Consider the following 26,454-nt stretch of genomic DNA (forward strand, 5'->3'; position numbering starts at 1 on the left):
TCGGCTGATAGGCTCCGGTCCTTTGCCCGCGACCGGAGCCGCCATGACGCGCCTTCTCAGCCGGCGCGCCGTGCTCGCCGGCAGCGTCACCTTCTTCGGCAGCGGCGCAGCGATGGCGGGATATGCCGGCTATGTCGAGCCGACGGTGCGGCTGGTGGTCACCACCTACCGGCCGCGTCCGGCGAATTGGCCCGCCGACTTCCCGCTCACCATCGCCGTCATCACCGACCTGCATGTCGGCGCGCCGATCATGGGGGTGGACCGCATCGAGGAGATCGTCGCGCGCACCAATGCACTGGGGGCCGATCTCATCGTGCTGCTCGGCGACTACACGCCGACCCCGCGCATCGTCACCACGCCGGTGCCGCTCGACGTCGCGGCGCGCGAACTCGCCAGGCTGAAGGCGCCGCTCGGGGTCTATTCGATCCTCGGCAATCACGACTGGTGGGACGACCCGCAAGCGCAATTGCTGCGGCGGGGGCCGACCCCCTCGGAACTGGCGCTCAAGGGCGCGGGCATTCCGGTGATGCAGAACGATGTGGTGCGCCTCATCCATAACGGGCGCCCGTTCTGGCTAGCGGGGCTGGGCGACACCATCGCCTTCCGCCTGCCCGGCCACAGCAACTTCCTCGGCGTCGACGACCTGCCGGGCACGCTGGCCCAGATCACCGACGACGCTCCGGTGGTGATGCTGGTGCATGAGCCGGACATCTTCGTGGACATGCCGGACCGGGTGGCGCTGACCCTGTGCGGGCACACCCATGGCGGGCAGGTCCGGATCGCCGGCTGGTCGCCGATCGTGCCGTCCGAATTCGGCAACCGCTTCGCCTACGGCCACATCGTCGAGGATGGGCGCCACCTCATCGTTTCCGGCGGGCTCGGCTGCACCAGCCTGCCGGTGCGGATCGGCGTGCCGCCGGAAATCGTGCTGGTGGAACTGGGCGCGCCCCGCCCCGCCTGAGCGGGCTCAGTTGCCCCAGCGCTCCATCCACATGCGCTCGCCGATGGAGCAGGAGATGCGCGGCGGGCTGGCGGCGTAGCGCACCGCGACCTCGGGCGGGGGCTTCACGCCCGCCACCTCCAGCACCAGCTTGGTCTTGATGGCATCGGCGAATTCGTGCTTCGCCCGGATCGGGATGACGAAGGCGCCGGGGCCGCCGATGACGCAGTCCTCGTAGTAGACGTCGAGCTGGTCGATATCGAGCATGGAGCCGGCCGGCACCTTCAGCAGCAGCGGCAGGCCGTTGATGGTGATGCCGCGGCCGACGATGTCGTCGCGGGTCGGCTCGACCAGCGGCCCCTGATTGTTGGTGCCGTCGCCGGAGATGTCGATCACCCGGCGCAGGCCGCGCAGCCCATTGCCCTCGAACAGGCCGGCGGAGAACTCCATCGCGCCGGAGATCGAGGTCCGGTAGACGCGGCGCAGCGGCGCGCGGGCGATCGCCGCGGCAAAGGCCCGCGCGGTGTCGGGACCGTCGACCACGGTCCAGCCAACCACCTGCTTCTGCTCCTCGACGCCCGCCCATTCGACATAGGTGAGCGCCACCCGGCCGTTCGGGCCGAGCCTGAGCGCGTTGAGGAATTCTGGGGAGGTAACCGCCTGGGTATAGCCCTCGCGCTGAAGGGCGAGTTCGTCGAGGTCCATCGAGTAGGAGACGTCGACCGCCAGCACCAGTTCGACGTCGACCGGTTCGTCGGCCGCCTTCGCGGACGTGACCGCCGCTAGCTGGCCCAGCAGCACGGCGCCGGCCAGAAGCACCAGGACCCGCCAGAGGACGACGGCGGCGAGGGCCGGCCGCCTCCCGCTTCGCCTGCTGCGTATGCGCACCGCTTGCACCATCGCGTCCCCCGTTCGAGAGGCACATCGACGTGTCCATGACGCGTCAACGACATGGTGCCATGCGAGGCGGGTCCGCACGAGCCGAAATTGGCGGCAGCGGGCGCTGTGCCGCTACCCGTTTTCGTGATCGCCGGCCCTGCGGGGGCCGGCTCCACCGATACCGTCAGCCATCCAGCGGTTCCGTCCCGACAATCTCGATCCCGAAGCCGGCGATGCCGACATAGGTGCGAGTGCGCGAGGCGAGCAGGCGGATGGAGGAGATGCCGAGATCCTTCAGGATCTGGGCACCGAGCCCGACCTCGCGCCAGTTCTGGTCGCGCAGGGCCTGCGAATCGCTCTTGCCGTCCTCGGGGCCCATGGCGGTGGGCGGCACGCCGGCGGTGCCGTCGCGCAGATAGACCAACACGCCGCGGCCCTCGGCCCGGATCCGCTCCAGCGAGGAGAGGATGGCGCGCCCGCCGGTGAAGACGTCGCCGATCGGGTCGGCGCGGTGGAGCCGCACCAGCACGTCGCGGCCATCGCCGATACGGCCATGGACGAGGGCGAGGTGGTTCACCGATTCGAACGGGGTGACGTAGGAGATGGCGTGCATGTCGCCCACCACGGTCGGCGTGGTGAACTCGGCCATGCGGGTGACGAGACGCTCGCGCGCCTGCCGGTAGGCGATGAGATCGGCCACCGAGATGCGCAGCAGCTTGTGGGCGGCGGCGAAGTCGGCGACGCGGGTGCCTCGCATCACCGAGCCGTCGTCGTTGACGAGTTCGCAGATGACCCCGACCGGCTCCAGATTGGCCAGCTTGCACAGGTCGACCGCCGCCTCGGTATGGCCGGAGCGCATCAGCACGCCGCCTTCCTTGGCGATCAGCGGGAAGATATGGCCGGGACGCACGAAATCGGCGGCGCCGGCATTGGGATTGGCGAGGCCGCGCACCGTGGCGGTGCGGTCGTCGGCGGAGATGCCGGTGGTGGTGCCGTGGCGGTAGTCCACCGAGATGGTGAAGGCGGTGGCGTGGGGGGCGTCGTTGTCGCTCACCATCGGGCTGAGGCGCAGCCGCTTGGCGTGCTCGGCGGTGAGCGGCGTGCAGACGATGCCGGAGGTGTGGCGGACGATGAAGGCGAGCTTCTCGGGGGTGGCGAACTGGGCGGCGACGATGAGGTCGCCCTCGTTCTCGCGGTCGTCGTCGTCGGTCACCACCAGCATCTCGCCGCGGGCAAAGGCCTCGATCGCCGCCTCGACGCGGGCCTGCATGGTATCGGTCATCTGCACCACCTTCTGGATATCGATCCCGAGGAAGTCGTTCGGCGTCACCGCGCCGCCGGTCGCCGCGGCGATGCGCCCGGCCGTGTCGCGGGAGATCCACGCGCCCTCGTCCTTGCACAGGGCCGTGACGCTCGCCGGCGACAGGCCGGCCGCGCGAGCAAAGGCGCTGCGCGAGGTTCCGGTCATCTCCAGCCAGGCGTCGAGCTTCATGACGGTGTTATAGGGCGCCGACCCTTCGTCCGCAATGAAGAGCGGGCGAACTTTCAGTAATACTGAAAGATCAGCGCGGGAACGGCCAGACGGGCGGCGTGCCGACCTGGCCGCGATGGCGCAGGAAATGATCGGCGACGACGCAGGCGACCATCGCCTCGCCGACCGGCACCGCGCGGATGCCGACGCAGGGGTCGTGCCGGCCCTTGGTGCGCACTTCCGCATCATCGCCATAGCGCGTCACGGTGCGGCGCGGAGTGAGGATGGAGGAGGTCGGCTTCACCGCGAAGCGCGCGACCACCGGCTGGCCGGTCGAGATGCCGCCGAGGATGCCGCCGGCATGGTTCGACAGGAAGATCGGGCGCCCGTCATTGCCCATGCGCATCTCGTCGGCATTAGCCTCGCCGGTGAGGCCTGCGCTGGCGAAGCCCTCGCCGATCTCGACGCCCTTCACCGCGTTGATGCCCATCAGCGCGCCGGCCAGATCCGCGTCGAGCTTGCCGTAGAGCGGGGCGCCGAGGCCGGGCGGCACGCCCTCGGCGACGATCTCGATCACCGCGCCGACCGAGGAGCCGGCCTTGCGCAGCCCGTCGAGATAATCCTCCATCGCCGTCGCCGCCGCGGCATCGGGGCAGAAGAAGGGGTTGCGGTCGATCTCGTTCCAGTCCCAGCGGGCTCGGTCGACGGCGATCTCGCCCATCTGCACCAGCGCGCCGCGCACCACGAGGCCGGGCACCACCTTCCGCGCGATGGCGCCGGCGGCGACACGGATCGCCGTCTCGCGCGCGGAGGAGCGCCCGCCGCCGCGGTGGTCGCGCAGGCCGTACTTCACGTCATAGGCGTAGTCGGCGTGGCCGGGGCGGTAGCTCGCCTCGATCTCGGAATAGTCCTTCGAGCGCTGGTCGACATTGTCGATCAGGAAGGCGATCGGCGTGCCGGTCGACACCAGCCCGCCCGCCTCCTCCAGCGTGCCGGAGAGGATGCGCACCGTGTCGGGCTCCCGCCGCTGGGTGGTGAAGCGCGACTGGCCGGGGCGGCGGCGGTCGAGCGCCTCCTGCACCTCGGCCAGCGTGAAGCGCAGGCCGGGCGGGCAGCCGTCGATCACCCCGCCGATCGCCGGGCCGTGGCTCTCGCCGAAGCTGGTGACGCGGAAAAGCTGGCCGAAGCTGTTGTAGGACATGGGCGATCCGCCGGCGCGAAGGGAACAACCGAGCCGCTTCTAGAGCACGCCGCGGCAAAGCGCGAGGCGTTTGTGACCGGGCCGTGCGGCGCGCTGCGGGCCCGATCCCGGCCATGCGGCGCGGTTGCCGGATCGCCAAACGGGCGATCCGTGCTACATGTGGGGGCATCGTCATTCATTTCGCACCCCCTGATGCCGCTGTTCGAAATCGCTGTCGTCGTCTTCCTCGTGCTCGTCAACGGCGTGCTCGCCATGGCGGAACTGTCCGTCGTCTCCTCGCGCCCGGCACGTCTGCGCTCCATGGCCGAACGCGGCTCCGCCGGTGCCCGCGCGGCGCTGTCGCTGGCCGCCGATCCCGGCCGCTTTCTCTCCACCGTGCAGATCGGCATTACGCTGATCGGCATCCTGGCCGGCGCCTTCTCGGGCGCCACGCTCGGCGACATGCTCGGCGACTGGCTGGAGGTTCAGGGCGTCTCGCCGCGCTTCGCCGAGGGGCTCGGCTACGGCCTCGTCGTCGCCGCCATCACCTATGTCTCGCTGATCCTCGGCGAGCTCATCCCCAAGCGCCTCGCGCTGCAGAGCCCCGAGAAGCTCGCCTCGCTGGTGGCGCCGGCGATGGTGGTGCTGTCGAAGATCTCGGCACCGGCGGTGTGGCTGCTCGACGCCTCCTCGCGCGTGGTGCTGCGGCTGCTCGGCGACCAGAAATCGGCGGAGGCCAACGTCACCGACGAGGAAATCCGCGCCATCGTCGCCGAGGCGGAATCGGCCGGCGTCATCGATCCCGACGAGCGGCGGATGATCGCCGGCGTGATGCGCCTCGCCGACCGGCCGGTGCGGGCGGTGATGACGCCGCGCACCGATGTCGATTGGATCGACCTCACCGACGACCCCGAGGCGGTGCGGGCGACGATCCGCGAGACCAAGCACACCCGGCTTCCCGCCTGCGAAGGCACGCCGGAGGAGGCGGTCGGGGTGATCGACATCACCGACCTCATCGCCGCCTACCTCGACGGCCAGACGCCCGATCCGCGCCAGTTCGTACGCGAGGGCCCGGTGCTGGTGGAGACGGCCGGCGCGCTCGACGCGATGAAGATGCTGCGCCACGCCAATTCCCCGCTCGCCCTGGTGGTGGACGAATACGGCTCCATGGTCGGCGTGCTGACGCCGGCGGACCTGCTCGACGCCATTGCCGGCACGGTGATCCTCGACGACCAGGGCCGGCCCGGCCCGCATGTGGTGGAGCGCACCGACGGCTCCTATCTCGTCGCCGGCAACACGCCGGTGGACGAACTCGCCGACCTGCTCGGCATCAAGGTGCCCGACGACGCCGGCTTCCACACCGCCGCCGGCTATGCGCTGCACGAGCTCAAGGCGCTGCCGCAGGAAGGCACCGCCTTCGAGCGGCACGGCTGGCGCTTCGAGGTGGTGGACATGGACGGGCGGCGTATCGACAAGTTGCTGGTCACCCGTGCCGTCGCGGCCCGCCGGCTGGCGACCGCGCGGGCGGGGTGAGGACGGGCACGCCCACCTCCCGGCGCCGTCGAAACCCTGCCGGCTTCAGGGTCCCGGAACGGCCCTCGCGCCGTATCCCGGATGGCGCGGGCATGCGGGGAACGATCCAGGTTCCGCACTCGGCTCCGGCCTCGACGACGGTCGGTGCCCGGGCCGGCAGACGAGGGGATGACGGGATGACGGACCGCGCTCAGCGGATCGCCATCACCTTCATCGCCGCCGGGCCGAGGATCACCACGAACAGCACCGGCAGGAAGAACAGGATCATCGGCACGGTGAGCTGGGGCGGCAGCGCCGCCGCCTTCTTCTCCGCCGCCGCCATGCGCATGTCGCGGTTCTCCTGCGCCAGCACGCGCAGGGTCTGGCCGAGCGGGGTGCCGTAGCGCTCGGCCTGGATCAGCGCGGTGGTGACCGCCTTCACGCCTTCCAGATCGGTGCGGGTGGCGAGGTTCTCATAGGCCTGGCGGCGCTCGGGCAGGTAGGAGAGCTCGGCGGTGGCCAGCGTCAGCTCCTCGGCGAGCTCGACCGACTGGGCGCCGATCTCCTGGCTCACGCGGCGGAACGCGGTCTCGATCGACATGCCGGATTCGACGCAGATCAGCAGCAGGTCGAGCGCGTCGGGGAAGGCGCGGCGGATCGATTCCTGCCGCTTCTGGATCCGGTTGGCGAGGTAGATGTCCGGCGCCTTGATGCCGAGATAGGCGGCCAGCACCACGCCGCCGAAGCGCACCGGCGCTGAATAGTCCGGCGGCGAGATCACGAAGAGATAGGCGACCGCGGTGACGACGAGGGCGATCGGCATCACCATGCGGAAGAAGAGATAGGCGACATAGGGGCCGTGGCCGCGATAGCCGGCCTTCACCAGCGTCTCGCGGACATGCTCCTCGCCCAGCCATTTGCGCAGGTTCAGCTGCTCGACGGCGCGGGCCATGTAGGCCTTCGGCGCGCGTCGCAGCTCGATCTTGTCCCGCCCCTGGGCAAGACGCTCGCGCTCGCGGGCGCGGATGCGGTCGCGCTCGAAGGCGACGGCGCGCATGCGCTTCTCGAGGCTGTCGCCGGCGAGATAGGGCATGGCCAGGGTGAAGACGGTGGCGATCGCCGCGATCATGGTGAACAGCGTCACCATGAGCTGCGTGTCGTGGAACTTCTCGATGATGAGATCGACCATCGCCGCGCCCTGCCCCTTTGCGTCCGCCGGCCCGACCGGCCCCGCGCGTGCTGAAATCCTTGCCGATAGGCGCCGCCGGCGCCCTCAGAAGTCGAAATTGATCATCTTCCGCATCACCATCACGCCGCAGAACATCCAGAACGCGCAGCCGGCAAGCATCACGCGGCCGAGCGGCTCGGTCCACATCAGCGAGATGTAGTCCGGCGTGGACAGGTAGATCAGGACCATGACGGCGACCGGGAGCGAGGCGATGATGGCGGCGGATGCCTTCGCCTCCATGCTCATCGCCTGGATCTTCTCGCGCATGCGGCGACGGTCGCGCAGCACGCGCGAGAGGTTGCCGAGCGCCTCCGAGAGATTGCCGCCGGCCTTGGTCTGGATCGCCACGACGATGGCGAAGAAGCTGGTCTCCGCCAGCGGCACCCGCTCGTAGAGGCGGGCGCAGGCGTCCGGCAGGGGGATGCCGAGCGTTTGGGTTTCCACCACGCGGCGGAACTCCGAGCGCACCGGCTCCTGCGCCTCGGCGGCGATGATGCGCAGGCAGTCGCCGAGCGGCAGGCCCGACTTGATGCCGCGCACGATGACGTCCACGGCGTTGGGCAGTTCGCGCAGGAAGGCGGCGTCGCGCCGACGCTTGCGGAAGCCGAGCCACCAGCGCGGCAGGCCGAAGCCGGCGACGAAGCCGAAGCCGGCGGCGATGTAGAGCGGCCAGCCGAACAGCGTGCCGAGCAGGAAGGCGACGAACCCCAGCACGGCGCTGCCGACGATGAACTGGCGCTTGGTCCACTCGACGCCGGCCTGGGTGATGCGGGTCTGCAGCGGCGGGTTGCGCGCATTGCGCTGGCGCGCCTCGAGGTCCTTGAGCGATTCCTCGACCTGCTGGCGGCGCGAGGAGCCGATGTCGGTGCCGCGGGTGGCGCGGCGCATGGAGGTCTCCGCGAGGGCGAGGTCGCGCTTGCGCCGCTCCGCCGTCCGCTCGCCGGAGAGCAGCGGGAAGATGAAGACATAGGCGAGCCCGCCGGCGGCGAGCATGGCGAGGACGGGGATCAGCAGCGTTTCGGCCATAGCCTCATCCCCTCAGCGGCTCGCCGGCCACCTCGGCGGCGTCGAGCGCCCGCGCGAGCCGGACCTCCTCGCCGTAATAGCGGGCGCGGTCCCAGAAGCGCGGCCGGCCGATGCCGGTGGAGCGGTGACGGCCGATGACGCGGCCATTGGCGTCCTCGCCGAGGATCTCGTAGACGAACAGGTCCTGGGTGATGATGACGTCGCCCTCCATGCCGACCACCTCGGTGACGTGGGTGATGCGGCGCGAGCCGTCGCGCAGGCGGGCGGCCTGCACGATGACGTCGATGGACGAGCAGATCATCTCGCGTAGCGTGCGCGAGGGCAGCGAGAACCCGCCCATGGTGATCATCGATTCGAGGCGGGAGAGCGCCTCGCGCGGGGAGTTCGCATGCAGCGTGCCCATCGAGCCATCATGGCCGGTGTTCATCGCCTGCAACAGGTCGAACGCCTCGGGTCCGCGCACCTCGCCGACGATGATGCGCTCGGGACGCATGCGCAGGCAGTTGCGGACCAGGTCGCGCATGGTGACCTGCCCCTCGCCCTCTAGATTGGGCGGGCGGGTCTCGAGGCGCACCACATGCGGCTGCTGCAGCTGCAGCTCGGCGGCGTCCTCGCAGGTGATGATACGCTCGTCGGTGTCGATGTAGCGGGTCAGGCAGTTGAGCAGCGTGGTCTTGCCCGAGCCGGTGCCCCCCGAGATCAGCGTGTTGACCCGGCAGCGGCCGATCACCTTCAGCACCTCGGCGCCTTCCGGCGTGATCGAGCCGAAGCGCTCGAGCTGGTCGAGGGTCAGCTTGTCGCGCTTGAACTTGCGGATGGTGAGGGTGGGGCCGTCGATCGCCAGCGGCGGGGCGATGACGTTGACACGCGAGCCGTCCGGCAGGCGGGCGTCGCAGATCGGTGAGCTCTCATCCACGCGGCGGCCGACCTGGCTGACGATGCGCTGGCAGATGTTGAGGAGCTGCTGGTTGTCGCGGAAATGGATGGAGCTGCGCTCGATCTTGCCGGCGACCTCGATATAGACCGTCTCGGCGCCGTTCACCATGATGTCGGCGATGTCGTCGCGGGCCAGCAGCGGCTCCAGCGGGCCGTAGCCGAGCACGTCGTTGCAGATGTCCTCGAGCAGTTCCTCCTGCTCGGCGATCGACATCACGATGTTCTTGATCGCGATGATCTCGTTGATGACGTCGCGGATCTCCTCGCGGGCGGAGACGCCGTCGAGGCGGGCGAGCTGGGAGAGGTCGATGGCCTCGATCAGCGCGCCGAAGATCTGGCTCTTGGTCTCGTAGAAGCTCTCCGAGCGGCGCGGCGCCAGCGGCGGCGGGCTCGCCGGTGCGGGACCGGCGCCGACCGGGACGACGACCGCCGGGGCGGGCGGGGGGGCGGCACGCGGGCTCGCCGCGGGCGCCGGGGTGACGCCGGCCGCTCCCGATCCGCCAGTGCCTCGCTTTCCAAACATGACGATGCCTATCCGTTCAGCGCTTGCGGAGCTTGGCGAAGAGCGGCCCGATCACGGAGCGCGCCGGGCGCTTCGCCTCGACCCGGCCGGTGATCGTCTGGGCGATGAAGCGGAAGGCCTCGGTGGCCTTGTGGGTGCCGTTCACCTCCGCGACCATCTGGCCGTTATTGGCGGCGGTGCCGAACAGCGCCGCGTCGAAGGGGATGGCGGCGAGCGGCTCGGCGCCCAGCGCCTTGGCGAAATCCGCCGCCCGGATCTCGGGGCGCTTGGGCACGCCGACCTGGTTCAGCACGTAGCGCGGCGGGCGGTCATTGGGGCGGGCGGCGCGGACCAGGTCGAACAGGTTCTTGGCGTTGCGCAGATTGGCGAGGTCCGGCGCGGCGACGATGACCACCTCGTCGGCGCCCAGCACGGCGTGCCGCGCCCAGGTGGTCCACAGGTGCGGCACGTCGAGCACGATCATCGGGGCGGTGTTGCGCAGCGTGTCGAACAGCGGCTCGAAGGATTCGGCGGTGAGGTCGTAGGTGCGCTCCAGCGTCGCCGGGGCGGCGAGCAGGCTGAGGCGTTCGGCGCATTTCGACAGCAGACGGTCGATGAAGGCGGCGTCGACGCGTTCGGGAGCCAGCACGGCGTCGGCGGTGCCCTGCGGAGGATCCTGGTTGAAGTCGAGCCCGGCGGTGCCGAAGGGCAGGTCGAGATCGGCGATCACCGCATCGAGCGCGAAGTCCCGGGCGATGGCGAAGGCGAGGTTGTGGGCGACGGTCGAGGCGCCCACCCCGCCCTTGGCACCGAGCACGGCGAGGGTGCGGCCGAGCGGGCGCGCATCCGGCACGGTGAACAGGCCGGACAGCGCGGCGATGATGTCGAGGGTCTCGACCGGCTCGATCAGATAGTCGGAGATGCCGCGGCGGATCAGGTCGCGATAGAGGGTGATGTCGTTCAGCCGGCCGATGACCACGACCCGGGTGTCGGCATCGCAGTAGTTAGACAGGCGGTCGAGCCCCTCGAACAGCGCCTCGCGGGTCGCCGGGCTCTCGACCACGATGACGTTGGGGGTCGGCGCGTCGCGATAGGCCTCCTCGGCGGCGGCGAGGCCGCCCATCTGGAGGCGGAAATGCACGCGCGCCATGCGGCGGTCGGCAGCGGCGGCCTGCAGCTGGCCGGCGAGCGCCGCGCCCTCGCAGAAGGCCTGCACCGAGACGCGCGGCAGCGGCGGCACGGTGAGGTCGCGCGCGGGGACGCGGGCGAGACCGTCGTGGAGATCGGATGCGGCGGCGGAAGCGAGCGTGGCCATGGCGTCCCTCCTCACTGGGTTCCGACGGCGTTCGACACGTTGGCCGCCGCGTTGGTGGCGGAGTCGACATAGACCGTCGAGGGGTCCTGGCCCTTGGTGTAGGCCTCGATGACAGTCTGGCGCCGCGCGGCCCAGGGCGGGGTCTCGGGGCGCGGCTGCACGAGGTCCTCGGGATTGGCGACCATCGCCGCGAGGTTCTTCTGGGTCGAGCAGCCGAAATTGTAGTAGGGCCGATTCTCGAAGCTGGAACGGGCCATGGTCGGGCCGAGATCGTCGGGCCACAGGCCGCAGCCGTCGACCTCCGCCTGCACCCGCGAATAGACCAGGCGGATCGGGGCGAGGTCGCCCGGCTGGGCGAGCTGGGGCCGGATGGCGCGGGTGTGGATGGCCCCCGCCGGCACGCCATAGGCCGTCAGCATGCTGCGGACCTCGCGCGCGGTGCCGCTGGAGGTCCGCTCATTGGGGGTGCCGCTGGGCACGAAGATGGTCAGCGCGCCCGAACTCTCGCGCCGCCACATGCCGGCGAGCTGGGCGACCTGCGCGCGCTGGTCGGGCGTGAGCCCGCCGCGGCCGGCGCCGACGAAGAGATCGATGCTGTACTGGCCGTCGACCATCCGGATCGGGTGGTTGACGCGGTAGTCGGAGGAGATCGACCCGGTGATCTCACGGTCGGCGAGTTGCGGCGTGCAGGCCCCGGCGAGGGTGGCGAGCAGCGCCATGGCAGCGATGGGACGTGTCATGTCGAGCCACCCTCAGTCGATGATGAAGCCGTAGCGGCCTTCGAAGCGTTGCGGATCGGCCGCCGTGCCCGGCACGCCGTAGATGCGGTTCAGCCGGCTCAGCAGCACGGTGGACGGGTCGGACGGATCGGCGAAGCCGTCGTCGGGGCGGGCGAGGTTGCTGTTGGCGACGGGCTTGGCGAGATAGGGCGTCACCAGGATCACGAGCTCGGTCTCGCCGCGCTGGTAGTCGCGGCTCTTGAACAGCGTGCCGAGCACCGGCAGGCTGAGCAAGCCCGGCAGGCCGGAGATGGCCTGGCGCGTCTTCTGCTGGATCAGGCCGGCCATGGCCGCCGAGCCGCCCGAGGGCAGCTCCACGGTGGAGGTGGCGCGGCGGATGGAGAAGCCCGGCGTGGTATTCTCGATCGAGGAGAAGGTGCCGAGGATCAGGCGGTTGGTGGTCGAGAGCGTCGGGTCGATCTCGCTCACCTCGGTCGAGACGCGCAGCGAGATGCGCCCCGAGGCCAGCACCACCGGCGTGAACTTGAGCTGCACGCCGAACGGCTTGAACTCCGTCGTCCAGGTGCAGGAGCCGTTGGAGATGGTGCAGGTCTGGTAGGGCAGCTCGCCGCCGGCGAGGAAGTCGGCGGATTCGCCGGAGATGGCGGTCAGCGTCGGTTCGGCGAGGGTGCGGAACACCCGGGCCTGTTCCAGCGCCTTCACCGTGGCGTTGATGCTGCCGCCGCCGCTCTGGGTGTAGGTGCCGCCGAGATTGTTGCCGGGACCGCCGTTCACCGGGAAGGGGAAGCCGGTGGCGCCGTTTAGCACGATGCTGCCCACGCTGAGATTGTTGATGTCCCAGTCGACGCCGAGCTGCTTGATGACGCTGCGCTGGACCTCGGCGACCGTTACCTTGAGCAGCACCTGCTCCTTGTCCTTGATGGTGAGGCCGTTCACCACCTTGTTCGGGTCGCCGACCAGCTTGGCGGCGGCCTCGACGATGATCTGGGCCTCCCCGGCATTGGCGACCTGGCCCGAGAGCACGACGCTGTCGTTAACGATGTCGACGTTCACCGACGCGTTCGGGAGGAGGCGCTGCAGCGCCGCCTTCATGCCGGTGCCGTCGCGGCCGACCTCGACGTCGTAGGCGGCGATCTGCCGGCCCTCGCCGTCGAAGAAGACGATGCTGGTCTGGCCCGGCGTGACGCCGATCAGATAGGCCCGGCGCGAGGAGCGCACCACCGCGTTGGCGATGGCGGGATTCGCCACCAGCACGTCGTTGGTGTCGCGCGGCAGGTCGATCACCACCGACTTGCCGACGCCGAGGGCGAGCACCTGGGCCCGCACGGCGTTGACGGCATAGCCGGACGGATCGGCTGCCCGGGCGGCCGGCGCGGTGGCGAGCACCAGCCCGGCCATGCACGCGGCAGCAAGAAGGCGGAAGGGGCGAAGCTGCGTGGACATGGGGATCGACCTCACCGGGTGGTCGCGATCGAGGGGATGCCGAAGCGCACGATGCTCATCGAGCTCGCCTCGCGCTTGGGCTGATGGTCACTGGCGGAGGGGGAGGAATCCGCGAGGCTGCGCAGGGCGAGGGCGAGCGTGCCCGCCTCGCTGGCTTGGGCGAGGATCTCGGCCTGCTGCGGCGTCAGCTCCAGCGTCGCCGAGGCCTTGCCGGCCACCGAGCGCTGCCCCTCCTTGTCCTCGATGGTCTGGCCGATCGCCAGCACGCGGACATTGGTCAGTACGGTCTCGGTGATGAAGGCGTCGACATTGCGCTTCTGCGCCTCGGGGTCCTTCCGGGTCAGCATGACGTCGACCCGGTCGTTCGGCAGGATGAAACCGCCGGCGCGCTTGTCTTCCTGCACTTCGGTGGAGACGGCGCGCATGCCGCTCGGCAGGATAGCGGACATGAAGCCCGAGCCGCCCGCCCGGATCAGCTTCTGCTCGCGGATCGGCTCGCCGGTGACGAAGGTGCCCCGGGCCACCGCGCCCTTGAGCTCGTCCACTGCGCCGGGGCGGGCGGACTGGCGGATCATCACGTCGCCGACGGCGTTCTTCGGCCACTGCTCCCAAACGAGGTCATCGGCGACGAGGTTCTGGCCGACGCCGATGTCGCGCCGGGCGACCAGCACGCCCTCCATGGTAACGTTGGTGGCGACAGGGGCCTGCACCGCCGTCGAGCGCCCGCGCGAGAGCATGAAGGCCAGCCCGCCCGCAGCGACGGCGACGACAAGAACAACGATACGCGCGGCTTTCATCGATGGCTCCCCGGCGATCGGCTTCCGATCTGTTGGGAGTCATTCGACCATGCAAACGTCAATTCATGGTTAATGAGGCGTATCTATTTCGAATCTCGCGGTAAGAATGCGTTAGACATGGGCGCGCCCGGTCCCATCGCCGGTTGCAGCGCCACCAGGGGCCGGAACGGCGCGCCGCCTCGGTTTTTCGGGGGACGACGGGGCATGCTGCACGCGGAAATCGTACCGCCGGCGGTGCCGAATCACCTCCGCAACGGTAAACGCAGAGGTCGGGCGCACGGGCAAGGCGACCTACGGGGTCGGCCCGCCGCCGCCGTGCTGGTCCGCGAAGGCGATGCCCTCCTGCACCTGCGCGATCGCCTGCCGGATGAGGTTGATCGCCTCCTCGCGGTGACCGCCCTTGTTCGGCGTGGCCTCGCGCAGCGAGGCCAGCGCGTCGTAGAGGGCGGAAAGAGCGCGCTCCATATTGCCCTGATAGGCCTCAGCCGATCCCGCCGGCAGCGTGGCGAGGAGCGCGGCGGCGAGCCCGCCCATGGCAAGCGCCGCAACATCGCGGCGGGAGGTTTCCGGCTGGTCCATGACGAGGCTCCGCATCAAGGGGATGCGGCCAGTCTCGCCCGACGGGTGCCGCCCAGGCAACTCCCGCCCGCTACCGCCGCTCAGTCGGCCGAGCGGTGGATCGCCTCCTCCGCTTCGACGACGGAGCCGGGCGTGCCGACATGCATCCACACGCCCTCGAGCCGCAGCCCAAACAGGCGCCCCGCCGCACCGGCCCGGTCGAACAGGCGGTTCAGCGAGAAGGCGCCCGCGGGAAGCGGGGCGCGGGTGAAGAGATCGGGTGTCAGGACGGCGGCACCGGCATAGACGAAGGGAGCGATGCCGCGCTCGCCGCGCCGCTCGAGCCGGCCGTCCGCGTCCATGAGGAAATCGCCCGGCCCGTCATAGCCGATCGAGGCGGAGGTCGCCGCCAGCAGGAGCAGCGCATCCATCCGCCCGGGATCGAACTGCGCGGCGAGGCGGCGCAGATTGGGCCGGATGCCCTCGATCCAGATCGTGTCGGAATTGATGGTGAAGAACGGCGCCGTGCCGAGCAGCGGCAGCGCCTTCAGCACGCCGCCGCCAGTTTCCAGCAGCACGCCGCGCTCGTCGGAGATGGTGATCGCCGGGCGGGCGCGGCGCGCCAGATGCGCCTCCAGCAGATCGGCATGATGGTGGATGTTCACCACCGCCCGCTCGACTCCCGCCGCGTCCAGCCGGTCGAGCACGCGGTCGACCAGCATGCGGCCAGCCACCTCCACCATCGGCTTTGGCCGCGTGTCGGTCAGGGGCCGCATGCGCTTGCCGATGCCGGCCGCCAGCACCATCGCCGTCGTCACACGGCTCACCGCGCCGCCTCCGCCAGCGCCTCGGGCACGGCCTCCGCCTCGGGCGGGGGCACATGGGCGGCGTACCAGTCCTTCAGCGGGTCGAGGTCGGGGAAGGCGAGGCAGCGGTCGAGGTAGCGCCAGATGCGGGGAATGTGGCGCAGGTAGTGCGGCTTGCCGTCGCGATGCTTCAGCCGGGCGAAGATGCCCAATATCTTGGTCGCCCGCTGGGCGCCGAGGATGGCGTAGGTGGCGGCGAAGCTGCGCACGTCGAAAGCGGGCTCGGCGGCGCGGCGCGCCTTCGCATAGCGGCTCACCAGCGCGAGTTCGAGTTCCTCGGGCACGTCGAGGCGCGCGTCCTGCGCCAGCGAGGCGAGATCGTAGGCGGGCGGACCCATCACCGCGTCCTGGAAATCGAGCAGGCCGATGCGCTCCAGCCCCTTGCGCTGGGGCAGCCACATCAGGTTCGGCGAATGATAGTCGCGCAGCACCCAGGTCGGCTTCTGCGCCAGCGGCAAGGTAAGCACGCGCGACCAGAGCTGGCGGAACACCTCGCGATCGGCCGCCGACGGGGCCGGGCGGCCGCGATGGGGCAGGTACCAGTCGAGGAGGAGCTCCACCTCGATCAGGAAGGCCTCGAGGTCGTAGGCGGGGATGACGTGATCGATCCCCGAGCCGACCGGCAGCCTCGCGGGCAGCTCGAAGCCGTGCAGCGCCGCCAGCACGTCGGCGGCGGCCTCGTAGCGCTCGACGATGGGCGCGGTCGGCGCGCCCGAGACGACGCCCTCGGTGCCGAGATCCTCCAGCACGAGCAGGCCGTTGTCGAGGTCGGCGGCATAGATCTGCGGGGCAGAGAAGCCGCGCGCCTTGAGCCCGCGCGCGAGCGCGATGAAGGGCTTCACGTCCTCGGCGAGATGGGCGATGGCGCTGTAGGGCAGCCCGTTGCGCACGGGGGGGCCGTCCGGCCGGCGCGGAGCGATCATCAGGATGGCGTCGCGCTTGGCACCGTAGAGGCGCTCATAGGCGCGGGTCGAGGCATCGCCGAGCAGATGGCGCCGGCGGGACGGACCGAAACCGGCGAGGTCGATCAACGCCCGCGTCGCCCGCACCCGGCGCAGCAGCGCGGCGAAGCGGCCATGGCCGGACAGCCGGGCCCGCCGCACATTGGGCCCCATGTCGGAGGCGAGGGCGAGCTGCACGTCGAGCCGCTCCACCGGCAGCGCCGCACCGGCATGCTCGGGCCATTCCACGAGGACGATGGCGCCCTCGGTCATCTCGTACCAGCCGATCTCGTCGAGCTCGGCCTCGTCGGCGACGCGGTAGAGATCGGCATGGACCACCGCCGCGCGGGCGAGATCATAGGACTGGACCAGGGTGAAGGTCGGGCTCGGCACGTCGAGCCGGTCGTCGGCGGCGAGTTCGCGGACGAGGGCGCGCGCCAGCGTGGTCTTGCCGGCACCGAGATCGCCCGACAGCGCGAGGGTGTCGCCGGGCGCCAGCAGCGCGGCGAGGTCCATGGCGAGGCGGCGCGTGGCGCCCTCGTCGGGCAGCACGACATCCCAGTGAGTCGTATCGAGAATGTGGTCGGCCATGGCGATGCTACTCCGCGGCGGCCCGGCCGGCGCCGCTGTCGAGCGGGAAGGTGCAGGTGACGAGCGTGCCGCCGCCCGGCCCGGCGCCGATCGCGACCGAGCCGCCGTGCAGCGCGGTCAGCGAGCGCACCAGCGAGAGGCCCAGCCCGACGCCGCGGTGGCGGGTGCCGGTGGTGTGGCTCTCGAAGCGGTCGAACACGCGGGCGCCGATCTCCGCCGGAATGCCCGGACCCTGGTCATGGACGCGGAACCGGATCGCCCCGTCCCGCCGCTCGGCGGCGAGCGTGACGGTCGCGCCCGGGGGCGAGAAGCCGACCGCATTGGACAGGAGGTTGTAGAGGATCTGCCGCACGCGCTTGGCATCGGCGCGGAAGCGGCCGATGCCGTCGGGCGCCTCGATGACGAGATGGACGCCGCCCTCGGCGAGGCGGTCGCGCAGGCCCTCGGCGGAACCTTCCATCACCGCGCGCACATCGACCTCGGCGAGGTCGAGCACCATGGCGCCGGCGTCGATAGTGGCGAGGTCGAGAATGTCGTTGATGATGGCGAGCAGCGCCGCGCTCGATTCGGTGATGTGGCTGACATAGGCGCGCTGCTTGTCGTTGAGCGGGCCGATGACGGTGTCGTCGAGCAGCTGGGCGAAGCCGATGATGGTGGTGAGCGGCGAGCGCAGCTCGTAGGACACCTTGCTGACGAAGGCGCTCTTGAGATTGTCGGCGGTGACGAGGGCCTCGTTGCGCTCGACCAGCGCGCGCTCGACATTGGCGCTGTCGGTGACATCGCGGAAGGTGACCAGCGTGCCGCCATCGGGCAGCGGCTGGGTGGAGCCGTCGAGGATCACGCCGTCGACGCGTTCCATGCGGAAGTCGGCGGGGGCGCGCTCCTCGATGGCGGTGACGGCGGCGCGCAGGGTTTCCCAGGCGGCGGCGCCGGGATCGAGCGGGCGGCACAGCGCCACCACGGCGTCGACATGGGGGTGCTCGGCGAGCGCGGCGGGCAGCAGCCGCCACAGCCGCAGGAAGGCGGAATTGTGCAGGCCGAGCCGGCCGTCGCTGCCGAACACCGCCACCGCCTCGGCGAGGGCGTCGAGCGTCTCGCTCTGGATGCGGATCAGCGCGTTGTAGCGGCTCTCCAGCGCGAGGCGTTCGGTCACCTCGTCGCACAGATAGGTGACGCCGCCCTCGGCGTTGGGGGCGACAACGACGCGCAGCGTGCGCCCGCCGGGCAGGTGCCACCAGTGCTCGCGCGGCTCGAGCGCCCGATAGGCCTCGTGCAGCTGCGCCCGCCAGGCGCGGAAGTCGGCCTGCTCGGGCAGCCGGCGGCTGGCGCGCAGCCGGTCCAGCACCGCGAGGTCGGTCGGGCGCTCCTCGAGAAAGGCCGGCTCCAGCTCGAACAGGCTGGCATAGGCGGCATTGTGGAACACGAGCCGCTGCTCGCCGTCGAAGATGGCGACGGCGGTCGAGAGCTGGTCGAGCGTGCGGCGGTGCGAATTGATGATGTGTTCGCGCTCGGCCCGGGCGCTCTCCACCGCGGTGGCGTCGAGCGCGATGCCGGCGACACTGTCGCCGGACGCCACCTCGAGCACGTCGAGCACGCGCCGGGCGCCGGCCACCACCACCGGCAGCCGCGCCGAGAAGCGGCCGGATTCGCGGGCATCGGCGGCGGCCCGCAGCGCATCGTTGCCGAGCAGGTTGAGGTTGCGCGCGGCCGCATCGGCCGCGTCCTTCGCCTCCACCGCATGGGCGTAGGCGGGATTGCTCCAGCTCAGCCGGCCGCCCGCATCGCGCACCCAGACCGGCGCGGGCAGGTCGGCCAGCAGCCGGCGCAGCGCCGACACCGATTCGTCGAGCGCGCGGTGGCTTTCGGCGAGACGGGCGAGGTCGAGCTTGAGACCGCTGACGTCGCGCAGGCGCAGCACCACCGCGCTGCCGACCGGGCGGCCGTCCGCCTCGACATGCCGGCCATCCTGGGCGATCAGCCCGAGCGCCAGCGAGGTGCCGCGCTTGCGCAGCGCATCGAGCGCCTGCTCGATGGCGTAAGCCGAGGCGGGGGAGAGCCAGGTCCCGAAGGCCAGCAGCCGCGACGGGGCGACGCCGCCGGTAAGGGCGCCGGCGTTGCCGATGATCTCGGGAGGATGCGCGGGATCGCGCCAGACCACCACGACCTGCGGCTCGGCGAGGAGCAGGGCGCGTCCCTCCTCGATCTGCGCCTCCAGCCGGGACAGCTCGCTCTGCGCCTGCGCCTCGCGGCGGATGGCGGCGAGGCGGAAACGGACATGGACGATCGCCGTGGTGGTGGCGAAGGCAATGAGGCCGGTGAACAGGGCGAAGCCGATCAGCGCGCCACGGTCGAGCTGGCCGAGCGTCAGCGCGACGGCCGAGACCGCACCGGCGATATCGGCGCGCGCGGGCACCGCCGCGGTGGCGATGATCGCGCCCGCCGCCAGCGCCGGGCGCGTGGCGTGCACCAGCCCCCGCCGCAGGCCTTTCCGGCATGCGTCAGCGCGCCGCCTCGCCGTCCTTCCGGCCGGTTGCGCCATCCCGAATTCATCCCCCAATCCGCGACACGCGCGACCGCGCATCCCCGACGCGTCCGCCCGAATCATCACGACTGTAGCGAAGCGGGAGTCGCGCTAGAAGGGGCGCGAGGGTCCCGCGCACCGGGATGACGCGTCGCAAGGGCGATCGCTGCCCAGGCGGCGTGCAAACGCAACGGCGCGGGGCACGCCCGGGCCGGTGACGCGATCGATGCGGACGGAGCGTGTGGACCCGGTCCGCTCAGAGCCCTTCGAACAGGGCGGTGGAGAGGTAGCGCTCGGCGAAGGAGGGGATGATCACGACGATGGTCTTGCCGGCCATCTCCGGCCTCGCGCCCACTTCCAGCGCCGCGGCGACCGCCGCGCCGGACGAAATACCGACCGGGATGCCCTCCAGCCGGGCGACGGCGCGGGCGGTCTCGAAGGCGGTCTGGTTGCCGACCGTCACCACCTCGTCGATCACCGAGCGATCCAGCACTTCGGGCACGAAACCGGCGCCGATGCCCTGGATCTTGTGCGGGCCGGGCTGGCCGCCGGAGAGCACCGGGCTGTCCTCCGGCTCGACCGCGACCATGCGCAGGCCCGGCTTGCGCGGCTTGAGCACCTGGCCGAGGCCGGTGATGGTGCCGCCGGTGCCGACGCCCGAAACGACCACGTCGACCCCGCCGGCCGTGTCGTTCCAGATCTCCTCGGCGGTGGTGCGCCGGTGGACCGCCGGGTTGGCCGGATTGCGGAACTGCTGCGGGATGACCGCGTCGGGCAGTTCCTTGATCAGTTCCTCGGCCTTCGCCACGGCACCGCGCATGCCCTGCGCCGCCGGGGTGAGGACCAGCTCGGCGCCCAGCAGCGCCAGCATCTTGCGGCGCTCGACCGACATCGATTCCGGCATCACCAGTATGAGGCGATAGCCGCGCGCGGCGGCCACGAAGGCGAGCGCGATGCCGGTATTGCCGGAGGTCGGCTCGACCAGCACGGTACCCGGCTTGATGACGCCCGCCTCTTCAAGCGCATCGATCATCGATACGCCGATGCGGTCCTTAACGCTCGCAAGCGGGTTGAAGAATTCGAGCTTGAGCAGGATGCGAGCCTCGACGCCGCGGGTGCCGGGCAGGCGCTGGAGCTCGACCAGCGGGGTATCGCCGACCGTGTCGGTGATCGACGCATAGACCTTGCCGCGGCCGGGAACAGAGGAGGGGGTGGTCTTGCCGGCGGAATCGGCCATGGCTGTCTCCGGTTCGTTTCCTGATGATGCAGGCGGCTTGGACCGCCTTGTCCGGCGCCTGCCTAGCATATTCACGTATAACGGTCGACCAATTAAAAATTGGACATAACTATATAGTGAAATCGATGCCTTCTGGCATGCCGCGATTGCCCTGGGCGGCGCGGCGGCAGAGCGCCTCGATCGTCACCGCCTCCAGCGCCGTCTCAAAGGTACGCTCGGCCTCGGCGACGGCGGGCTGCACCACGTCTCGGACGATACCCGGAAACCCTTCCAGCGCGGCCTCGTCCTCGGCCTCCACCACGCGGACCACCTCGGCGACGGTGATGCGGCGGCGCTCGCGGGCGAGTTCGTAGCCGCCGCGCGGACCACGCACCCCCTTCAGCACGCCGGCATGCACCAGCGCCTGCAGCACGGGCTCCAGATGGCGCGGAGGCAGCTGATGCCGGGCGGCGAGCGCCTTGGCGGCCACCGGCGTGCCGCGCGCGTGCAGCGCGACGTCGACGACGGCGGCGAGGGCGAGCAGGCTCTTGTCCGATAAGCGCGGCATGCCCTGTGGCTAGCGCGATAAGGGCGCGCCGTCGAGCCCCGTCGACCCGAATCCACCGCTTCCCCGTGTTGTTTTTTCCAAATCACTGCCCTCCACGAGACGAATGCGCGTGACCGGTGCGACGACGAGCTGGGCGATGCGCTGGCCGCGCTCGAGGGTGACGGCAGAGTCGCCGAGATTGACCAGGATCACCTTCACCTCGCCGCGATAGTCCCAGTCGATGGTGCCGGGCGCGTTGAGAACGGTGAGCCCCTGCTTCAGCGCGAGCCCGGAGCGGGGACGCACCTGCCCCTCATAGCCAGCGGGCAGGGCGATCTCGAGCCCCGTCGGCACCGCGGCGCGGGCGCCCGGCGACAGCACCAGCGGCTCGCCTTCCGGCAGCGCGGCGACGAGGTCGAGACCGGCCGCGCCCTCGGTGGCATAGGCCGGCAGGGGCAGCCCGCCATGATGGGGCAGGCGGCGGAAGGCGACATCCAGCCGGGTCATCGGGCGAGGTCCTCGTCCTTTCCGGCAAGCGTGGCGGCGATGCGCTCGGCCAGCCGGCGCGCCACCTCGGCCTTGCTGGCCAGCGGCCAGTGCTCGACTCCGGCCGCGCTGACCAGATGCACGATGTTGCTGTCGGCGCCCATCACCCCTCCCGGTATTCCCGCGGCCTGCCCGCCATCCTGCGACACGTCATTGGCGAGGATCCAGTCGCAGCCCTTACGCGCCCGCTTCGCCTGCGCGTGGGCGACGACATCCTGCGTCTCCGCCGCGAAGCCGACGACGAGGCGCGGGCGCAGGGCGGTGCGATGGGCGATGGTGGCGAGGATGTCGGGATTCTCGACCAGCGCCAGCGCCGCCGGCCCGCCGCCGCGCTCCTTCTTCATCTTCTGGCCCGATTCGCTCGCGGTCCGCCAGTCGGCGACCGCGGCGGCGAAGATGGCGGCATCCACCGGCAGCGCCGCCTCGACCGCCGCGAGCATCTGCCGCGCGGTCTCGACGTGATGGACGGAGACGCCCGCCGGATCGGGCAGGCTGACCGGGCCCGATACCAGGATCACCTCGGCGCCCAGCGCGGCGGCGGCGGCGGCGATGGCGTGGCCCTGCTTGCCGGAGGACCGGTTGGCGATGTAGCGCACCGGGTCGATCGGCTCATGGGTCGGCCCGGAGGTGACGAGGACGCGCTTGCCGGCCAGCGGCTTTTCCACACCGCCCGTCTGCGCCGCGCCGAGCCGGGCGGCCGCGGCTTCGGCGATGGCGACCGGCTCGGCCATGCGGCCCGCCCCCGCCTCGCCGCGCTCGGCCATGGCGCCGGCTTCCGGGCCGACGAAGGCGACGCCATCGGCCTTGAGCTGCGCGACATTGCGCCGGGTCGCCGGGTGCGCCCACATCGCCGGGTTCATCGCCGGCGCCACCAGCACCGGCGCGGTCGCCGCCAGCAGCACGGCGGTGGCGAGATCATCGGCGAGGCCGTTGGCCATCTTCGCCATGAGGTCGGCGGTGGCGGGGGCGACGAGGATGAGGTCGGCCTCCCGCGCCAGCCGGATATGGCCGATGTCCTGCTCGGCGGCGCGGTCGAACAGCTCGGTGAACACCGGCTCATGGCTGAGCGCCCCGGCCGCGAGCGGGGTAACGAAATGCTGCGCTGCCGCCGTCATCACCACGCGCACGCGTGCGCCGCGCTCCTTCAGCCGGCGGATCAGGTCGAGGCTCTTATAGGCGGCGATGCCACCGCCGATGATGAGAAGGATCGTCCGGCCTTCGAGCATGCGCAGTTCCCGTGCGGAGCGGATCGCCTCCGCTTCTTAGCGGCAAATCGGCGCCCTGCCGAGCCGGGCGACCGGATCAGAAGACGAAATGCGCCGCCAGCAGGCCGGCGATCACCCACAGCGCGATCGTCACCCAGCGATTGCCGCGCCCTTCCGCCCGGCCGATCGCTTCGACCGTATCAGGCGACAAGGCGAGGCCGTCCCGCGTCGCGGCGTCGAGCTGGGCGGCGATGGCCTGGCCGTGCTCGATCAGCGCCGGGAGCGAGGCGAAGCCGCGCGCCATCGCACCGAAGCCGGAGGCGGCGTCCTCGATCCGCCCGGCCGGGCCGAGATTGCGCTCGATCCACACCCGCACCACCGGCTCGGAGGTCTTCCACATGTCGAGATGGGGATCGAGCGAGCGGGCAACGCCCTCGACCACTACCATGGTCTTCTGGAGCAAGAGCAACTCCGGCCGCGTCTTCATGTCGAACAGGCTGGTGACCTCGAACAGCAGCGTCAGCAGCTTCGCCATCGAGATCTGGTCGGCGCGGCGGGAATGGATCGGCTCGCCGATGGCGCGGATGGCCTGCGCGAAATCATCGACAGAATGGTGCGAGGGCACGTAGCCGGCCTCGAAATGCACCTCGGCGACGCGGCGCCAGTTGCGGGTGATGAAGCCGAACAGGATCTCGGCGAGGAAGCGCCGCTCCTTGGCGCCGATGCGGCCCATGATGCCGCAATCGACCGCCACCAGACGGCCCTCGCCGTCGACGAACAGGTTGCCCGGGTGCATGTCGGCGTGGAAGAAGCCGTCGCGCAGCGCGTGGCGGAGGAAGGACTGCATCAGCGCCGCGCCGAGCTTCGGCAGGTCGTGGCCGGCGGCGCGCAGCCCGTCGAGATCGTTCAGCTTGATGCCGTCGATCCATTCGGTGGTCAGCACCTCGCGCCCGGTGCGGTCCCAGTCGACTGCCGGCACGCGGAAATCGGCTTCCTCGGCGGTGTTCTGCGCGAGCTCCGACAGGGCGGCTGCCTCCAGCCGCAGGTCCATCTCCATGGTCGCCGAGCGCGCCAGCGTGTCGACGATGGCGACGAGGCGCAGGCGCCGGCCTTCCGGCGACATCCGCTCGCCGAGCCGGGCGGCGCGGTAGAAGGAGGAGAGATCGGCGCGAAAGCGCTGGGCGACGTCGGGCCGCAGCACTTTCACGGCAACCGCGCGGCGCGTGCCGTCGACGTCCAGCACCTCGCCCTTATGGACCTGCGCGATGGAGGCGGCGGCAATCGGCGCCGACAGGCTGGCATAGGCGAGGCTCGCCGGGCGCTCCAGCGTATGGGCGATGGTCGCCTCGGCCACCGCCTGCGGGAACGGGCCCATGCGGTCCTGCAGGTTCTCGAGGTCCTTCGCCAGAACGGGGCCGACCACGTCCGGCCGCGTCGCCAGGAACTGGCCGAGCTTCACATAGGAGGGGCCGAGCCGGGTGAGCGCCGCCGACAGCCGCACCGAACCGGGACCGGCGTCGCGACGCTCGATCAGCCGGGCCAGGCGCAGCAGCGGCGCGAGCCCCGGCGGCATGCCGGCCGGATCGAAGCGCGTGACGACGCCTTCGCGGGCAAACACATAGCCCGCGCGCATCAGGCGCAGACCGTCTCCCAGTGCGGTACCCACGTGACGCCTCTCCCCGGCTCAGAGCCGGACGCCGGCATGCAGCGCCACGACGCCGCCGGTCATCGCCGTCCAGCCGACCCGCGAGAAGCCGGCAGCCTTCATCATCTCGCCGAAGGCCTCGGGGCTCGGGAAGCGGCGGATCGATTCGACAAGGTAGCGATAGGACTCCGCATCGCCGGTGACCATCCGGCCGAGGCCGGGGATGACCCGGAATGAATAGGCGTCATAGATCGCATCGAGCCCCGGCACGTCGACGCGCGAGAATTCCAGCACGAAGCAACGCCCGCCCGGCTTCAGCACGCGACGCATGCCGGCGAGCGCCTTGTCCATGCGGGGCACGTTGCGGATGCCGAAGGCGATGGTGGCGGCGTCGAAGGAGCGGTCCGGAAAGGGCAGGTCCTCGGCATTGGCCTCGACGAAAGCGACGCGATCCGACAGGCCGCGCGCCTCGGCCCGCTCGCGGCCGACCTCGAGCATGCCGGCATTGATGTCGGCGACGGTGGCGGTGACGTTCGGCCCACCCGCCTCGACGGTGCGGAACGAAACGTCGCCGGTGCCGCCGGCGACGTCGAGCAGGGCGAAGGGGCGGTCGGACCGCGGCGGGCGGAGCTTGGAGACCAGTGCGTCCTTCCAGGCCCGGTGCAGGCCGAGCGACATCAGGTCGTTCATCAGGTCGTAGCGGCGCGCGACGGAATGGAACACTTCGTCGACCATGCGCTGCTTGTCGCCCAGCGGCACGGTACGGAAGCCGAAATGGGTGTCGTCGGCGTGGCTGTCGGCCATCGCGTCCTCTCGCTGAAAATCGCGCCGGACCATAGCGGAGGTGACGCGCCGACGCCAACTCCCCCGCATCGGGATGCCGACCGGCGTGCCCTTACGAAAATTTCACCGAGGGCGCCCCTTCTCCGCCACCGACGCGTCTTCATATCAAGGGCATCGACGCCATGGAGTGGAACGATGAACAGCGAAGAACGTGCCCTCATCGACGGCCTGTTTGAGCGGCTGCGCCAGGTCGCCGACGCGCCCCGCGACACTGAGGCCGAAGCGCTGATCGCGCAGCGCGTGCGCGAGGCGCCGCATGCGCCCTATGCGCTGGCGCAATCGGTGCTGGTGCAGGAGCATGCGCTGCGAGCAGCCAATGCACGTCTTGAGGAGCTGCAGGCGCAGGTCGACCAGCTCCAGGCGCGGCTCGATACCGCGCCGCCCACCCGGCAGACGCCCGACGCGGCCCAGGGCTCGTTCCTCGGCGGGCTGTTCGGGGCCGGGCGCGGCACCTCGGTGCCGAGCGCCGGCGGCCGCGAGGGCTTTCCCGTCCCACCGTCCCCGTCCGCCGGCTATGGCGATCCGCGTCTCGCGCCGGCGGCACCGCCGCAATCGCCTTTCGCACGGCCCGGCTTCGGCGCGGGTGGCGGCGGCTTTCTCTCATCGGCGCTGACCACGGCGGCGGGCGTCGCCGGCGGCGCGCTGCTGTATGACGGCATCCGCTCGATGATGGGCGGCTCGGGCAGCCCGTTCGGCGGCGGCGAGGCCAAGGCCGCCGAGGCGCCGGCCGGCGCGGGCGACACGACCGCGAACACCGGCGGCGATGCTGGGAGCTTCTGGAACCCGTGGGGCGATTCCGGCAAGGACGGCGGCAAGGATGCCGCGGATGCCAAGCCGGACGGCACGCAGGAGGCTGCCGACGCGTCCACGGCGTCCGGCGATCTCAGCGATCCCTTCGGCCTCGACGACCATCTCGCCTCGACCGACGATACCGGCTTCGACGGCGGGCTGGACGGGGGCTATGACGACACCGGCTGGGCCTGAGCCGCCGCGACCGGAACGCTCA

At 70.9% G+C, this 26,454-nt stretch carries 23 protein-coding genes; 3 read left to right on the top strand and 20 right to left on the bottom strand.

All coding sequences use genetic code 11. From position 1 onward, the window contains the following. Positions 1–43 precede the first annotated feature (43 nt). Positions 44–961, top strand: coding sequence for a metallophosphoesterase (locus tag ACEUEL_RS18085; protein WP_405708194.1), 918 nt, complete (start codon positions 44–46; stop codon positions 959–961). Between the two features lie 6 nt (positions 962–967). Here the strand turns inward: ACEUEL_RS18085 and ACEUEL_RS18090 are convergent, their stop codons facing one another. From ACEUEL_RS18090 to aroC, 3 genes are all read right to left on the bottom strand, one after another. After that, positions 968–1,759 carry a DUF1194 domain-containing protein gene (locus ACEUEL_RS18090; protein WP_405708197.1) on the bottom strand — a complete coding sequence of 264 codons (792 nt, stop codon included), beginning with the start codon at positions 1,757–1,759 and terminating at the stop codon, positions 968–970. A 244-nt stretch (positions 1,760–2,003) separates the two neighbouring features. Next, positions 2,004–3,311 carry a 3,4-dihydroxy-2-butanone-4-phosphate synthase gene (ribB, locus tag ACEUEL_RS18095; protein WP_405708200.1) on the bottom strand — a complete coding sequence of 436 codons (1,308 nt, stop codon included), beginning with the start codon at positions 3,309–3,311 and terminating at the stop codon, positions 2,004–2,006. A gap of 70 nt (positions 3,312–3,381) precedes the next feature. Further along, positions 3,382–4,491: a chorismate synthase gene (aroC, locus tag ACEUEL_RS18100; protein ID WP_405708203.1), complete on the bottom strand. Its 1,110-nt coding sequence runs from the start codon at positions 4,489–4,491 to the stop codon at positions 3,382–3,384. A gap of 192 nt (positions 4,492–4,683) precedes the next feature. Here aroC and ACEUEL_RS18105 point away from each other — a divergent pair, with 192 nt between their 5' ends. Beyond that, positions 4,684–6,003 (top strand): hemolysin family protein, encoded by a 1,320-nt coding sequence (locus ACEUEL_RS18105; protein WP_405708206.1) that lies wholly within the window; start codon positions 4,684–4,686, stop codon positions 6,001–6,003. Positions 6,004–6,193: 190 nt separating this feature from the next. On the opposite strand, the gene ACEUEL_RS18110 is transcribed toward ACEUEL_RS18105, so the two are convergent. From ACEUEL_RS18110 to ubiE, 17 genes are all read right to left on the bottom strand, one after another. Continuing rightward, positions 6,194–7,171: a type II secretion system F family protein gene (locus ACEUEL_RS18110; protein ID WP_405708209.1), complete on the bottom strand. Its 978-nt coding sequence runs from the start codon at positions 7,169–7,171 to the stop codon at positions 6,194–6,196. 84 nt (positions 7,172–7,255) lie between these two features. After that, the gene (locus ACEUEL_RS18115) at positions 7,256–8,236 is read right to left on the bottom strand and encodes a type II secretion system F family protein (RefSeq protein ID WP_405708212.1); all 981 of its coding nucleotides are present in this window, start codon (positions 8,234–8,236) and stop codon (positions 7,256–7,258) included. Between the two features lie 4 nt (positions 8,237–8,240). After that, positions 8,241–9,695, bottom strand: coding sequence for a CpaF family protein (locus ACEUEL_RS18120; RefSeq protein ID WP_405708215.1), 1,455 nt, complete (start codon positions 9,693–9,695; stop codon positions 8,241–8,243). Positions 9,696–9,711: 16 nt separating this feature from the next. Further along, positions 9,712–10,989, bottom strand: a complete 1,278-nt coding sequence (locus ACEUEL_RS18125; protein ID WP_405708218.1) for an AAA family ATPase — start codon at positions 10,987–10,989, stop codon at positions 9,712–9,714. 11 nt (positions 10,990–11,000) lie between these two features. Next, positions 11,001–11,729, bottom strand: a complete 729-nt coding sequence (locus ACEUEL_RS18130; RefSeq protein ID WP_405708221.1) for a CpaD family pilus assembly protein — start codon at positions 11,727–11,729, stop codon at positions 11,001–11,003. Between the two features lie 12 nt (positions 11,730–11,741). Beyond that, positions 11,742–13,172 (bottom strand): type II and III secretion system protein family protein, encoded by a 1,431-nt coding sequence (locus ACEUEL_RS18135; RefSeq protein ID WP_405708224.1) that lies wholly within the window; start codon positions 13,170–13,172, stop codon positions 11,742–11,744. An 11-nt stretch (positions 13,173–13,183) separates the two neighbouring features. Then, positions 13,184–13,969, bottom strand: a complete 786-nt coding sequence (cpaB, locus tag ACEUEL_RS18140; RefSeq protein ID WP_405708226.1) for a Flp pilus assembly protein CpaB — start codon at positions 13,967–13,969, stop codon at positions 13,184–13,186. Positions 13,970–14,260: 291 nt separating this feature from the next. After that, complete coding sequence (locus ACEUEL_RS18145) at positions 14,261–14,548, bottom strand: hypothetical protein (protein ID WP_405708229.1); 288 nt, start codon at positions 14,546–14,548, stop codon at positions 14,261–14,263. Between the two features lie 80 nt (positions 14,549–14,628). Continuing rightward, entirely contained in the window at positions 14,629–15,333 is a 705-nt protein-coding gene (locus tag ACEUEL_RS18150) for a nucleotidyltransferase family protein (RefSeq protein WP_405708454.1), read from the bottom strand. A gap of 17 nt (positions 15,334–15,350) precedes the next feature. Beyond that, the gene (tsaE, locus tag ACEUEL_RS18155; RefSeq protein WP_405708232.1) at positions 15,351–16,925 is read right to left on the bottom strand and encodes a tRNA (adenosine(37)-N6)-threonylcarbamoyltransferase complex ATPase subunit type 1 TsaE; all 1,575 of its coding nucleotides are present in this window, start codon (positions 16,923–16,925) and stop codon (positions 15,351–15,353) included. Between the two features lie 7 nt (positions 16,926–16,932). Then, entirely contained in the window at positions 16,933–19,464 is a 2,532-nt protein-coding gene (locus ACEUEL_RS18160; RefSeq protein WP_405708235.1) for a sensor histidine kinase, read from the bottom strand. 238 nt (positions 19,465–19,702) lie between these two features. Beyond that, a complete protein-coding gene (gene cysK, locus ACEUEL_RS18165) occupies positions 19,703–20,683 on the bottom strand; it encodes a cysteine synthase A (RefSeq protein WP_405708238.1) in 981 nt (326 codons plus the stop codon). A gap of 109 nt (positions 20,684–20,792) precedes the next feature. After that, on the bottom strand, positions 20,793–21,230 hold the full coding sequence (locus tag ACEUEL_RS18170) for an RrF2 family transcriptional regulator (RefSeq protein ID WP_405708241.1): 438 nt from the start codon (positions 21,228–21,230) through the stop codon (positions 20,793–20,795). Between the two features lie 9 nt (positions 21,231–21,239). After that, on the bottom strand, positions 21,240–21,716 hold the full coding sequence (gene dut / locus ACEUEL_RS18175) for a dUTP diphosphatase (RefSeq protein ID WP_405708244.1): 477 nt from the start codon (positions 21,714–21,716) through the stop codon (positions 21,240–21,242). Beyond that, a complete protein-coding gene (gene coaBC / locus ACEUEL_RS18180; RefSeq protein ID WP_405708457.1) occupies positions 21,713–22,987 on the bottom strand; it encodes a bifunctional phosphopantothenoylcysteine decarboxylase/phosphopantothenate--cysteine ligase CoaBC in 1,275 nt (424 codons plus the stop codon). The genes dut and coaBC overlap by 4 nt, the downstream gene beginning before the upstream one ends. Before the next feature lie 70 nt (positions 22,988–23,057). After that, positions 23,058–24,626, bottom strand: coding sequence for a 2-polyprenylphenol 6-hydroxylase (gene ubiB / locus ACEUEL_RS18185; protein ID WP_405708247.1), 1,569 nt, complete (start codon positions 24,624–24,626; stop codon positions 23,058–23,060). An 18-nt stretch (positions 24,627–24,644) separates the two neighbouring features. Next, positions 24,645–25,409, bottom strand: coding sequence for a bifunctional demethylmenaquinone methyltransferase/2-methoxy-6-polyprenyl-1,4-benzoquinol methylase UbiE (gene ubiE, locus ACEUEL_RS18190; protein WP_405708250.1), 765 nt, complete (start codon positions 25,407–25,409; stop codon positions 24,645–24,647). Between the two features lie 174 nt (positions 25,410–25,583). Between ubiE and ACEUEL_RS18195 the strand changes: the two genes are divergently transcribed. After that, a complete protein-coding gene (locus tag ACEUEL_RS18195; RefSeq protein WP_405708253.1) occupies positions 25,584–26,432 on the top strand; it encodes a DUF2076 domain-containing protein in 849 nt (282 codons plus the stop codon). The last annotated feature ends 22 nt before the right edge of the window (positions 26,433–26,454 follow it).

Origin of the sequence: Ancylobacter terrae, from assembly GCF_045108345.1 — a bacterium.
Taxonomy (GTDB): Bacteria; Pseudomonadota; Alphaproteobacteria; order Rhizobiales; family Xanthobacteraceae; genus Ancylobacter.